13 protein-coding genes and 1 riboswitch are annotated in these 11,064 nt (G+C 71.0%); of the genes, 9 read left to right on the forward strand and 4 right to left on the reverse strand.

Going from position 1 to position 11,064, the window contains the following annotated elements; all coding sequences use genetic code 11:
- Positions 1 to 142 precede the first annotated feature (142 nt).
- Positions 143 to 255: riboswitch (TPP riboswitch) on the forward strand.
- The 6 genes from thiO (at position 253) to ACWGI2_RS10630 (ending at position 6,202) form a co-directional block, all read left to right on the forward strand.
- On the forward strand, positions 253 to 1,452 hold the full coding sequence (gene thiO, locus ACWGI2_RS10605) for a glycine oxidase ThiO (RefSeq protein WP_453694920.1): 1,200 nt from the start codon (positions 253 to 255) through the stop codon (positions 1,450 to 1,452). Its footprint overlaps the riboswitch before it by 3 nt.
- On the forward strand, positions 1,449 to 1,667 hold the full coding sequence (thiS, locus tag ACWGI2_RS10610; RefSeq protein ID WP_453395076.1) for a sulfur carrier protein ThiS: 219 nt from the start codon (positions 1,449 to 1,451) through the stop codon (positions 1,665 to 1,667). Before thiO ends, thiS begins: the two co-directional genes overlap by 4 nt.
- Positions 1,668 to 1,673: 6 nt before the next feature.
- Positions 1,674 to 2,468: a thiazole synthase gene (locus ACWGI2_RS10615; protein WP_453694921.1), complete on the forward strand. Its 795-nt coding sequence runs from the start codon at positions 1,674 to 1,676 to the stop codon at positions 2,466 to 2,468.
- Between the two features lie 91 nt (positions 2,469 to 2,559).
- Positions 2,560 to 4,521 carry a Stk1 family PASTA domain-containing Ser/Thr kinase gene (gene pknB, locus ACWGI2_RS10620; protein WP_453694922.1) on the forward strand — a complete coding sequence of 654 codons (1,962 nt, stop codon included), beginning with the start codon at positions 2,560 to 2,562 and terminating at the stop codon, positions 4,519 to 4,521.
- 166 nt (positions 4,522 to 4,687) lie between these two features.
- Positions 4,688 to 5,590 carry a deoxyribonuclease IV gene (locus ACWGI2_RS10625; protein ID WP_453694923.1) on the forward strand — a complete coding sequence of 301 codons (903 nt, stop codon included), beginning with the start codon at positions 4,688 to 4,690 and terminating at the stop codon, positions 5,588 to 5,590.
- A gap of 87 nt (positions 5,591 to 5,677) precedes the next feature.
- On the forward strand, positions 5,678 to 6,202 hold the full coding sequence (locus ACWGI2_RS10630) for a DUF4396 domain-containing protein (protein ID WP_453694924.1): 525 nt from the start codon (positions 5,678 to 5,680) through the stop codon (positions 6,200 to 6,202).
- Positions 6,203 to 6,219: 17 nt separating this feature from the next.
- Here the strand turns inward: ACWGI2_RS10630 and ACWGI2_RS10635 are convergent, their stop codons facing one another.
- Complete coding sequence (locus tag ACWGI2_RS10635; RefSeq protein WP_453395081.1) at positions 6,220 to 6,852, reverse strand: sulfite oxidase-like oxidoreductase; 633 nt, start codon at positions 6,850 to 6,852, stop codon at positions 6,220 to 6,222.
- 174 nt (positions 6,853 to 7,026) lie between these two features.
- Between ACWGI2_RS10635 and bfr the strand changes: the two genes are divergently transcribed.
- Positions 7,027 to 7,506 (forward strand): bacterioferritin, encoded by a 480-nt coding sequence (bfr, locus tag ACWGI2_RS10640; protein ID WP_160504564.1) that lies wholly within the window; start codon positions 7,027 to 7,029, stop codon positions 7,504 to 7,506.
- 15 nt (positions 7,507 to 7,521) lie between these two features.
- On the opposite strand, the gene ACWGI2_RS10645 is transcribed toward bfr, so the two are convergent.
- The 3 genes from ACWGI2_RS10645 to ACWGI2_RS10655 form a co-directional block, all read right to left on the reverse strand.
- Positions 7,522 to 7,791 carry a (2Fe-2S)-binding protein gene (locus ACWGI2_RS10645; protein WP_453694925.1) on the reverse strand — a complete coding sequence of 90 codons (270 nt, stop codon included), beginning with the start codon at positions 7,789 to 7,791 and terminating at the stop codon, positions 7,522 to 7,524.
- Positions 7,792 to 7,945: 154 nt separating this feature from the next.
- The gene (locus ACWGI2_RS10650) at positions 7,946 to 9,298 is read right to left on the reverse strand and encodes a class II 3-deoxy-7-phosphoheptulonate synthase (RefSeq protein WP_453395083.1); all 1,353 of its coding nucleotides are present in this window, start codon (positions 9,296 to 9,298) and stop codon (positions 7,946 to 7,948) included.
- Between the two features lie 35 nt (positions 9,299 to 9,333).
- Positions 9,334 to 10,263: a DUF2867 domain-containing protein gene (locus ACWGI2_RS10655; RefSeq protein ID WP_453694926.1), complete on the reverse strand. Its 930-nt coding sequence runs from the start codon at positions 10,261 to 10,263 to the stop codon at positions 9,334 to 9,336.
- A gap of 45 nt (positions 10,264 to 10,308) precedes the next feature.
- Between ACWGI2_RS10655 and ACWGI2_RS10660 the strand changes: the two genes are divergently transcribed.
- Both ACWGI2_RS10660 and ACWGI2_RS10665 read left to right on the forward strand, forming a co-directional pair.
- Positions 10,309 to 10,902, forward strand: coding sequence for a TetR/AcrR family transcriptional regulator (locus ACWGI2_RS10660; RefSeq protein WP_453694927.1), 594 nt, complete (start codon positions 10,309 to 10,311; stop codon positions 10,900 to 10,902).
- 10 nt (positions 10,903 to 10,912) lie between these two features.
- Entirely contained in the window at positions 10,913 to 10,969 is a 57-nt protein-coding gene (locus ACWGI2_RS10665) for a trp operon leader peptide (protein WP_361046300.1), read from the forward strand.
- Positions 10,970 to 11,064 lie beyond the last annotated feature (95 nt).

The raw sequence follows: 11,064 nt of genomic DNA on the forward strand, positions 1-11,064 counted from the left end.
CTGCTCGCTCACCCGATCACTGTAGGACGGCGGGTGACGCGCGCCTGAGGGCGCGGCGAGGAGATCTCTGACACACCGTCACTGCCCGGCCCCCGCCAGCTCCCCTACCTTCCCTGGGGGGCCAACGGCTAAGGTTGCCGTGCAGAGCACTCGCGGGAGCCCGGACGCACCGGGCTGAGAGGGAGGCTGGACGGCCTCCGACCGTACGAACCTGATCCGGGTCATGCCGGCGAAGGGAGGGGCTGGACACCCATGCATCCACGCACACCACCCCACGAGACGACGCGGACGACCGACGTCCTTGTCGTCGGGGGCGGCATCATCGGCCTGGTCACGGCCTGGCGGGCGGCGCAGCGCGGCCTGTCCGTCGCGGTCGTGGACCCCGAGCCCGGCGGCGGCGCGGCGCAGGTCGCCGCGGGCATGCTGGCCGCCGTCACCGAGCTGCACTACGGGGAGCAGACGCTGCTCGCCCTGAACGTGGCCTCCGCACAGCGCTATCCCGACTTCGCGGCCGAGCTGACGGAGGCGAGCGGCCGCGATCTCGGCTACCGCGCGTGCGGCACGCTCGCCGTCGCGCTCGACTCCGACGACCGCGCCCACCTGCGGGAACTGCACGCCCTTCAGGAGCGGTCGGGGCTCGCGTCGGAGTGGCTGAGCGGGCGCGAGTGCCGCCGCCTGGAGCCGATGCTCGCGCCGGGCGTCCGGGGCGGCCTCCGAGTCGACGGCGACCACCAGATCGACCCGCGCAGGCTCTCCGCGGCGCTCCTGGTGGCCTGCGAGAGGGCGGGCGTGATCTTCCACCACGCGTGGGCGGAGCGCCTCTCGGCCGCGGGCGACCGGGCCACCGGAGTCGTCCTCGCCGACGGCACCGCCCTGGAGGCCGGTCAGACCGTGCTCGCCGCGGGCAGCCTCAGCGGGCGCCTTGCCGGGGTCCCGGAAGGGGTCCTGCCTCCCGTGCGCCCCGTGAAGGGGCAGGTGCTTCGGCTCACGGTGCCCGAGCGGTACGCGCCGTTCCTGAGCCGCACCGTGCGCGCCGTCGTGCGCGGCAGCGACGTCTACCTGGTGCCGCGCGAGAACGGCGAGCTCGTCGTCGGCGCGACCAGCGAGGAGCTCGGCTGGGACACGACGGTCACGGCCGGCGGCGTGTACGAGCTCCTTCGGGACGCCCACGAGCTCGTACCCGGCATCACGGAACTGCCGCTGACGGAGACCCGCGCGGGCCTGCGCCCCGGCTCGCCCGACAACGCGCCGATGCTCGGGCCGACCGCGCTCCCCGGCCTCCAGCTGGCCACCGGGCACTTCCGCAACGGCGTACTCCTGACGCCCGTCACCGGTGACGTGATGGCGCACGCCCTGACCACCGGTGAACTGCCCGACGAGGCGCGGGGGTTCACCCCTCTGCGCTTCGCCGGCACCCCCTTCACGCAGCGCTTCATGGAGCAGCCCGCATGACTCTCCCAGCCGTTACCGCCGTCTCCGTGAACGGAGAAGCACGCGACGTGGCCGCGGGCACCACGCTCGAAGCCCTCGTCGCCACCCTCACCGCGGCCCCGTCCGGAGTCGCCGCCGCACTCAACGAAACCGTGGTCCCGCGCACGCGGTGGTCCACAACCCCGCTGACCGACGGGGACCGCGTCGAGGTCCTCACCGCAGTCCAGGGAGGCTGAACCGACATGGCAGACGACCCCTTCGTCATCGGCGGGCTCACCCTCTCCTCGCGCCTGATCATGGGTACGGGCGGTGCGCCGAGCCTGGACGTCCTCGAACGTTCCCTCGTCACCTCCGGTACGGAGCTGACGACGGTCGCGATGCGCCGCCTGGACCCCGGAGTGCAGGGCTCGGTGCTCTCCGTCCTCGACCGGCTCGGCATCCGCGTCCTGCCGAACACGGCGGGTTGCTTCACCGCGGGCGAGGCCGTCCTGACCGCCCGGCTCGCGCGGGAGGCGCTCGGCACCGACCTGGTCAAGCTGGAGGTCATCGCGGACGAGCGCACGCTGCTCCCCGACCCGATCGAGCTCATCGACGCCGCCGAGACCCTCGTGGACGACGGCTTCACAGTCCTCCCGTACACGAACGACGACCCGGTCCTCGCCCGGAAGCTGGAGGACGTGGGCTGCGCGGCGATCATGCCGCTCGGCTCCCCCATCGGCTCCGGGCTCGGCATCCGCAACCCGCACAACTTCCAGCTGATCGTTGAGCACGCGCGCGTGCCGGTGATCCTGGACGCGGGGGCGGGCACGGCGTCCGACGCCGCCCTCGCCATGGAGCTGGGGTGCGCGGGTGTGATGCTCGCCTCCGCCGTGACGCGGGCGCAGGAGCCGGTCCTGATGGCCGAGGGCATGCGGCACGGGGTCGAGGCGGGGCGGCTCGCGTACCGGGCCGGGCGCATTCCCCGGCGGCACTTCGCCGAGGCGTCGTCCCCCGCGGAGGGCATGGCCCGCCTCGATCCGGAGCGGCCCGCGTTCTGAGCGTCGCACGCCTGTTACAGCTCGGCTGCAGTCGGGGCCCGAGCCAACCCGGGCGGGCAACCGTGTCAGCGGTGGCTCGTAGACTCCCTGCGTGGACACGACCCTTCAGGACCCGCTCGTCGGGCAGGTGCTCGACGGCCGCTATCGCGTGGACGAGCGGATCGCGGTCGGCGGGATGGCCACGGTCTACCGGGCCGTGGACACCCGCCTCGACCGCGTGCTCGCGCTCAAGGTGATGCACCCGACGCTGGCCGCCGACGTCTCCTTCGTCGACCGCTTCATCCGCGAGGCGAAGTCGGTCGCCCGGCTCGCGCACCCGAACGTGGTGGGGGTGTACGACCAGGGCGCCGACGGTGCGTACGTCTATCTCGCGATGGAGTACATCGCCGGCTGCACCCTGCGTGACGTGCTCCGCGAGCGCGGCGCCCTGCAGCCGCGCGCGGCCCTCGACATCCTGGAGCCGGTCCTCGCCGCGCTCGGCGCCGCGCACCGCGCGGGCTTCGTGCACCGCGACATGAAGCCGGAGAACGTCCTCATAGGGGATGACGGCCGGGTCAAGGTCGCCGACTTCGGGCTCGTGCGCGCGGTGGACACCGTCACGAACACGACCGGCACGGTCCTCGGCACCGTCTCCTATCTCGCTCCCGAGCAGATAGAGCACGGCACGGCCGACACGCGCGTGGACGTGTACGCGTGCGGCGTCGTGCTCTACGAAATGCTGACCGGCGCCAAGCCGCACTCCGGTGAGTCGCCCGCCCAGGTGCTCTACCAGCACCTCCACGAGGACGTGCCGCCCCCTTCGGCGGCCGTCCCGGGGCTCGCCGTCGAGCTCGACGACCTGGTGGCCTCCGCCACGGCCCGCACGCCCGACGTCCGCCCGCACGACGCGGTGGCGCTCCTCGGGCAGGCCAGGGCGGCGCGGGCCGCGCTCTCCGTGGAGCAGCTGGACGCGGTGCCGCCGCAGGCGCACCCGGCGGAGCCCGGCCACGACAACTCCGACGACCGCACCAGCGTGATCCCGCGCGCGGGGCGGTCCGTGCAGCTGCCGCTCCCCACGGACGGCGACGAGGACCAGCGGCACCGGCAGGACCAGCTCAACCGCACGAGCGTCCTGGCGACGCCGCCGCCCGCTCCACCGGCCGCCCCCGACCGCAGGCGCCCCAACCCGCGCGGCCGCGTGCTCGCGGTGGTCGCCGCCGTCCTCCTCGCCCTTGGGCTCGGCGCCGGTGTCTGGTACATCAACTCGGGCCAGTTCACGAAGGTCCCGCCGCTCCTGGCGAAGACCGAGTCGGCGGCCAAGGAGCGCCTCGGTGAAGCCGGTCTGGAGGTCGACGACGTCAAGCGCGCGTACAGCGACACCGACAAGCGCGGCACGGTCATGGCCACCCACCCCAAGGCGGGCGAGCGCATCCGCGACAACGGCGCGGTGACGCTGACCGTCTCGATGGGCCCCGAGATCGTGAAGGTCCCGAGCCTCAAGGGCAGCCCGCTCGCCGAGGCGAAGAACAAGCTCAAGGACGCCGGGCTCGCTCCCGGCATGACGACGAAGGCCTTCAGCGACGAGGTGCGCAAGGGCTCCGTGATCAGCACGGACCCCAGGACGGGCACCAAGCGCAAGGCGGGCTCCGCCATCGCGATGGTCGTCAGCAAGGGCCCCGAGGTCGACGTCCCGGACGTGACGGGCGACTCCCAGGCCGACGCGACCGCCGAGCTCGAGGACCTGGGCCTCAAGGTGAAGATCGCCACGAAGCGGGTCCACTCCGAGGAGGACAAGGGCACGGTCGTCGACCAGTCCCCCAGGGAGGACCAGAAGCGGCTCGCCGAGGGCGACACGGTCACGCTGACGCTGTCCAAGGGCCCGGAGATGATCGAGGTCCCGGACGTCGAGGGCATGAGCGTCGACGACGCCACGCAGAAGCTGGAGGACGCCGGGTTCGAGGTCGACGAGGACCGCGGCCTGCTCGGCATCTTCGGGGACACGGTGAAGGGCCAGTCGGTGGAGGGCGGCGAGGAGGCCCCCAAGGGGTCCAGCATCACCATCGAGATCCGCTGATCCTGGCCGGGGGCCTGTGGCATACGTCCGGGCCCCCGGCGCGGGCCCGCGGACGTGCGCGGGTGGCCTGCCTGTTCCGAGCCGCGGGCCGTCTGTGGCTGGTCGCGCAGTTCCCCGCGCCCCTGCGGGGCCCGACCCTTCACGCTCGCATGCCACCCTTGAGCGTGTGAGCAGCAACAAGTCCCCCAGCACCCCGCCCCGCGTCGCCTCGTCCCGCAATCCCGTCGGCGGCCACGTCCCCGTGGCCGGCGGTCTCGCGTCCGTAGGGCTTTCGTACGCCCGTGACCTGGGCGCGGAGGCCGTCCAGGTCTTCGTGGCCAATCCGCGGGGCTGGGCCACCCCGCCCGGCAATCCGAAGCAGGACGAGCAGTTCCGCGCGGCCTGCGCCGCCGAGGGGATTCCCGCGTACGTCCACGCGCCCTACCTCATCAACTTCGGCTCGCACACCGAGGCGACCGCCGAGAAGTCCGTGGAGTCCCTGCGCCACTCGCTGCGCCGGGGCCGTGAGATCGGCGCGCTCGGCGTCGTCGTGCACACCGGCTCCGCGACCGGCGGCCGGGACCGCGCCGTCGCTCTGAAGCAGGTGCGCGACCGGATGCTGCCGCTGCTCGACGAGCTGACGCACGACGACGACCCGTTCCTCCTCCTGGAGTCCACCGCGGGCCAGGGCTTCTCGCTCTGCTCCCGCACCTGGGACTTCGGACCGTACTTCGACGCGCTCGACGCCCACCCGAAGCTGGGCGTCTGCCTGGACACCTGCCACATCTTCGCGGCGGGCCACGATCTCGCCGGCCCCGGCGGCATGAAGCAGACGCTGGACCTCCTCGTCGACACCGTCGGCGAGGGCCGCCTGAAGCTGGTGCACGCCAACGACTCCAAGGACGTGGTCGGCGCCCACAAGGACCGCCACGAGAACATCGGCACCGGCCACATCGGCGAGGAGCCCTTCCGGGAGCTGATGGCCCACGCCGCGACCGAGAACGTACCGCTGATCATCGAGACGCCCGGCGGCAAGGAGGGGCACGCGGCGGACGTGGCGCGACTGAAGGAGCTCAGGAGCATCCAGTGACCCCCGGGACCTCTTGAGGAATACCCCCTAGGGGTATACGGTTCTTGCCAGGCGGCAGGAACCGATATCCGACGTTGGGGGATTCTCATGCAGCACGGTCACGACACTCATGACGGTCACGACACTCACGCCGAGCACGCGCACCACGGCCACGAGGGGCACCACGGCATGGGCAAGGTCAGCTGGCGCACGGCCGCCCAGGCCACCCTGCACTGCCTCACCGGCTGTGCCATCGGCGAAGTCCTCGGCATGATCATCGGTACCGCACTCGGCTGGGGCAACGTGCAGACGATGATCCTCGCGATCACCCTGGCCTTCTTCTTCGGATACGCCCTGACCCTGCGCGGCATCCTCAAGGCGGGCGTCGATTTCAGGACGGCGTTCCGGGTCGCGCTCGCTGCGGACACCCTGTCCATCGCGGTGATGGAGCTGATCGACAACGGCGTGATCGCGTTCTGGCCGGGAGCCATGGACGCCCACCTGTCGGACCCGATGTTCTGGTGGATCCTCGCCATCGCGCTGGCCGCCGCGTTCGTGATCACGGTCCCGGTCAACAAGTGGATGATCGGCCGCGGCAAGGGCCACGCCGTGGTGCACCAGTACCACCACTGACCACAGCCGCCAGGAGATCAGAGCTCGGGGCCGTCCCCGGGCTCTTCCTGGTACGAGTAGCGCTGCTCGGTCCAGGGGTCGCCGACGTTGTGATAGCCGCGCTCCTCCCAGAAGCCGCGGCGGTCGGCGGTCATGTACTCGACGCCGCGGACCCACTTGGGGCCCTTCCAGGCGTACAGGTGGGGCACCACGAGCCGCAGCGGGAATCCGTGCTCCGCGGTCAGCAGCTCGCCCCCTTTGTGGGTGGCGAAAATCGTGCGCTCGTCCATGAAGTCGGCCATGCGCAGATTGGAGCTGAAGCCGTACTCGGCCCAGACCATCACATGGGTGGCGTCGGGCGCGGGCGGGGCGATCTCGAGCAGCGCTCGCGCGGGCACACCGCCCCATTCGGCGCCGAGCATGCTGAACTTCGTGACGCAGTGCAGATCGCCGACCACGGTGGCGTACGGAAGGGCCGAGAACTCCTCGTGCGTCCAGCAGTGCTTGGCCCCGTCGGCGGTGGCCCCGAAGACCCTGAACTCCCAGCGCTCCGGGCGGAACTTCGGCACCGGGCCGTAGTGGGTGACCGGCCAGCCCCTCTGCAGTCGCTGCCCCGGTGGGAGCTCCGGCTCCACTGCTTCCCGAGATGCGCGATCCGCCGACTGACCCATGTGTCCATCCTGACAGACCCGGGTAGGTGGACGTGACCAGGAGGCCTCCGACAGAGGCCGCCCGGACGCCGATTGGGGCAACTCCTACTAAGCGTGCACTTACTGGACGGTCTCTCGCACCGGTGCAAAGATGCGCGGAACCTGCCCAGTTACCACGTGGAAGGAGCCTCTGCGATGCAGGGCGACCCCGAGGTCATCGAGTTTCTCAACGAGCAGCTGACCGCCGAGCTCACGGCGATCAACCAGTACTTTCTCCACGCCAAGATGCAGGAGAACTTCGGCTGGCCCAAGCTCGCCAAATACACCCGGTCCGAGTCGATCGACGAGATGAAGCACGCGGAGATCCTGACCGACCGGATTCTCTTCCTCGACGGCCTGCCCAATTACCAGCGGCTCTTCCACGTACGCGTGGGTCAGACCGTCACGGAGATGTTCCAGGCCGACCGGCAGATCGAGGCCGAGGCGATCGACCGCCTCAAGCGCGGGATCGAGGTGATGCGCGGCAAGGGAGACATCACTTCCGCGAATATCTTCGAGTCGATCCTGGAGGACGAGGAGCACCACATCGACTACCTCGACACTCAGCTCGAACTGGTCGAGAAGCTGGGCGAGCCGCTCTACATCTCGCAGCTCATCGAGCAGCCGGAGAGCTGACGCGGGCCAAGCGGGCTAGGCGGCCTCGTCCAGGCCTGTGTCCAGACCGGTATCCAGGCCTGCGTCCAAGCCGGTGAGGACGGGCGCGCCCTGGTCGGCCAGCTCCCTGCGGGGACACGTGCCCCGGCCCAGGAGCGCCTGAATGCTGCGTACGCACGAACCGCAGTCGGTGCCCGCCTTGCTGGCGGACGCTATCTGGCGGGGCGTGCAGGCGCCGTCGGCCGCGTGCTGTTTCACCTGCGCCTCGGTGACCCCGAAGCAGTTGCAGACGTACACGCGGTTCACCTCCCGGACAGGACTTATCGGCGGCGCCGTCCCGATTAATCGGTGAGGCTAACCTAACCTTACCCACGCCCTCGGGTCCACAAAAGCCCCCGGTACGCCGGTGGGGCACGGATCACATGGATCCGTGCCCCACCGCCGCGTCCTACGGGAATACCTACTGGTCGCGGTACATCTCCGCCACCAGGAACGCCAGGTCCAGGGACTGGCTGCGGTTCAGGCGCGGGTCGCAGGCCGTCTCGTAGCGCTGGTGCAGGTCGTCGACGAAGATCTCGTCGCCGCCGCCCACGCACTCGGTGACGTCGTCACCGGTGAGCTCGACGTGGATGCCGCCCGGGTGCGTGCCGAGCGCCTTGTGGACCTCGAAGAAGCCCTTGACCTCGTCGAGCACGTCGTCGAAGCGGCGGGTCTTGTGACCGGAAGCCGCCTCGAAGGTGTTGCCGTGCATCGGGTCGGTGACCCAGGCGACGGTCGCGCCGGAGGCGGTGACCTTCTCGACGAGCTCCGGGAGCTTGTCGCGGACCTTGTCGGCGCCCATGCGGACGATGAAGGTCAGACGGCCGGGCTCACGGTCCGGGTCGAGGCGCTCGATGTACTGCAGCGCCTCCTCCGGGGTCGTCGTCGGGCCGAGCTTGATGCCGATGGGGTTGCGGACCTTGGAGGCGAACTCGATGTGCGCGCCGTCCAGTTGACGGGTGCGCTCACCGATCCAGACCATGTGGGCCGAGGTGTCGTAGAGCCGCCCGGTGCGCGAGTCCACGCGGGTGAGGGCCGACTCGTAGTCGAGGAGCAGCGCCTCGTGCGAGGCGTAGAACTCGACGGTCTTGAACTCCTCCGGGTCCGTCCCGCAGGCGCGCATGAAGTTGAGCGCGTTGTCGATCTCGCGCGCCAGCTGCTCGTACCGCTGGCCCGACGGGGACGACTTCACGAAGTCCTGGTTCCAGGCGTGCACCTGGCGCAGGTCGGCGTAGCCGCCGGTGGTGAAGGCGCGCACGAGGTTGAGCGTCGACGCGGACGCGTTGTACATCCGCTTCAGGCGCTCGGGGTCCGGGACGCGGGACTTCTCGTCGAAGTCGAAGCCGTTGACCGAGTCGCCGCGGTACGTCGGCAGGGTCACGCCGTCGCGGGTCTCGGTGCCCTTGGAGCGCGGCTTCGAGTACTGGCCCGCGATGCGGCCGACCTTCACGACGGGCACGGAGGCCGCGTACGTCAGGACGGCGCCCATCTGGAGCAGCGTCTTCAGCTTGTTGCGGATGTGGTCGGCCGACACCGCGTCGAAGGCCTCGGCGCAGTCGCCGCCCTGAAGCAGGAACGCCTCTCCCTTGGCGACGGAGGCCAGTCGGGCGCGCAGCTGGTCGCACTCGCCCGCGAAGACGAGCGGCGGATACGACTCGAGGTCCGCGATCACATCGCGCAGAGCCTCGGCATCGGGGTACTCGGGCTGCTGCGCCGCGGGAAGGTCTCGCCAGGTGTTGCCACCGGTAGGGGTGGTCTTAGCGTTCACGGTCACCCCCACAACATTACGGGGTGATGTCCGCCGTCCATTCACCCGCTCACCAAGTGAGACGGACCCGACACAGCCGAGCGCCGGCGCTCCAGCTCCCGCTCACCGGCTGCCGGTGTCGCCAGGGCAAGCTTCCGGTGCGTGCGGCGCATCATCATGCGGGCCATGAAGGGGTGGACGTGCTTGACCACGCTCCAGTAGGCCCGGCTGCGCAGGGCGTCGGCCCGCACCGCGGTGCTGAGCGTGACGTGGCGCCCGTCGACCAGGATCGAGGCGCGGGCGGTCAGGCCCGCGGCCTCCACCTCCAGGAGCAGTTCACCGCCCTCGCGGGCGATCACGGGGAAGGCGTCGCGCAGGATGCCGGTCCAGGCCTCCGGGTCGCGCGGCTGCCCGGGGAGCAGTTCCATGCGGTACGCGTCCTCGTAGCCCGGGCGGTCGACGGCGGTGCGGATCAGGCGGGCGGCCTCCGGGATGCCGACGGTCTCGGGGCGGCTCCACATGAGCCGGTTGTAGAGCCGCACCCTGGGCGACCACCGGACGGGGCGCGCGCAGCCGCCAGCGGCGGCCCGCTCGATGTTGTCGAAGACCTCTTCGATGATCGTGTCGTGCAAGGGCCGGACGACGACGGGCCACAACAGGCGGTTCCCGCCGAGCAGTTCGGTCTCCAGGACGTGGCGGACGCGGCAGCGCCCCTCCCCCATCGGCTCGACGGTCAGCTCGTGGAAGCCGTTGTCCGGCGGCGTGAAGGCGAAGCGCACGCGGCGTCCCGGCTCGTACTCCGTGACGCTGTAGCGGACCGGGCCGTGGCCGCCGGTCGCGCCCACGGCGAGCGGGCGGTCGAAGGTCATCGCCGCCCAGGCCGGCGTAGGGAAGATCGGGTCGTCATCGGCGGAGAGCCGGTCCAGCAGGGCGCCGACGACCTCCGCCGGAGCCTCGATCACGCGCTCGTGTTCGTTGAGTACCGTGCTCATCGCGCACCTCCATACGCTGGCGTATGGTCGACCATACGGTACCGTATGGCCATGGTGCAACGGCAGCAGAAGAAGCCCGCGACGAAGCCCCGCCTGACCGCTCAGGACTGGGCGGACGCCGCCCTCACCGCGATCGGCGAGGGCGGTATCGCCGCCGTCGCCGTGGAACCCCTGGCCGTCCGGCTCGGCACCACCAAGGGGAGCTTCTACTGGCACTTCGCCAACCGCGCCGCGCTCATCGAGGCCGCCCTGAACCGCTGGGCGGAGACCAACACCGAGGAGATGATCGAGGAGGTCGAGGCCGAGCCCGACCCCCGGCGGCGCATCCGCCTCCTCTTCGGCGAGGCCATCGCGTCGGCCACCTCCGACCCCCTGGAGGTCGCCCTCCTCGCGACCGCCTCGCACCCCCAGGTCGCCGAGGTCCTGCGCCGCGTGACCGAGCGCCGGGTGGCGTACGTCGCCGGGCTCTTCGCCGGGCTCGGCTTCCCCGGACCGGAGGCGCGGCGCCGCGGGCTGCTCGCGTACACGGTCTATCTGGGGCACGCGCAGCTCGGGCACGCGGTGCCGTCGGCGCTGCCCGCGTCCGACGAGTTCGACGCCTATCTGGACGAAGCCCTGGACGTCCTGATGATGCGCTAGGGTGCGGAACATGCACGCGCAGACGAACCGAAACTGGTGGTGGCCCGCTCATCCGGCGGCCCACTGATTCTGCGCGTATCGAGACTCGCGAAGGCCGCCCGAGGGGCGGCCTTCAGTGTTTTCCGGAGCGGGTTCTCCGGGCCGGGCCGTTCCTCTCCGAGT

The sequence above is a fragment of the Streptomyces sp. NPDC054866 genome (assembly GCF_053610745.1).

Excerpts from the sequence above, each read along its gene's own strand:
- ACWGI2_RS10635 (WP_453395081.1), bottom strand. The coding sequence starts at position 6,852 with ATGGGTCAGTCGGCGGATCGCGCATCTCGGGAAGCAGTGGAGCCGGAG.
- ACWGI2_RS10615 (WP_453694921.1), top strand. The coding sequence starts at position 1,674 with ATGGCAGACGACCCCTTCGTCATCGGCGGGCTCACCCTCTCCTCGCGC.
- thiO (WP_453694920.1), top strand. The coding sequence starts at position 253 with ATGCATCCACGCACACCACCCCACGAGACGACGCGGACGACCGACGTC.
- ACWGI2_RS10630 (WP_453694924.1), top strand. The coding sequence starts at position 5,678 with ATGCAGCACGGTCACGACACTCATGACGGTCACGACACTCACGCCGAG.
- ACWGI2_RS10660 (WP_453694927.1), top strand. The coding sequence starts at position 10,309 with ATGGCCATGGTGCAACGGCAGCAGAAGAAGCCCGCGACGAAGCCCCGC.
- thiS (WP_453395076.1), top strand. The coding sequence starts at position 1,449 with ATGACTCTCCCAGCCGTTACCGCCGTCTCCGTGAACGGAGAAGCACGC.
- bfr (WP_160504564.1), top strand. The coding sequence starts at position 7,027 with ATGCAGGGCGACCCCGAGGTCATCGAGTTTCTCAACGAGCAGCTGACC.
- ACWGI2_RS10655 (WP_453694926.1), bottom strand. The coding sequence starts at position 10,263 with ATGAGCACGGTACTCAACGAACACGAGCGCGTGATCGAGGCTCCGGCG.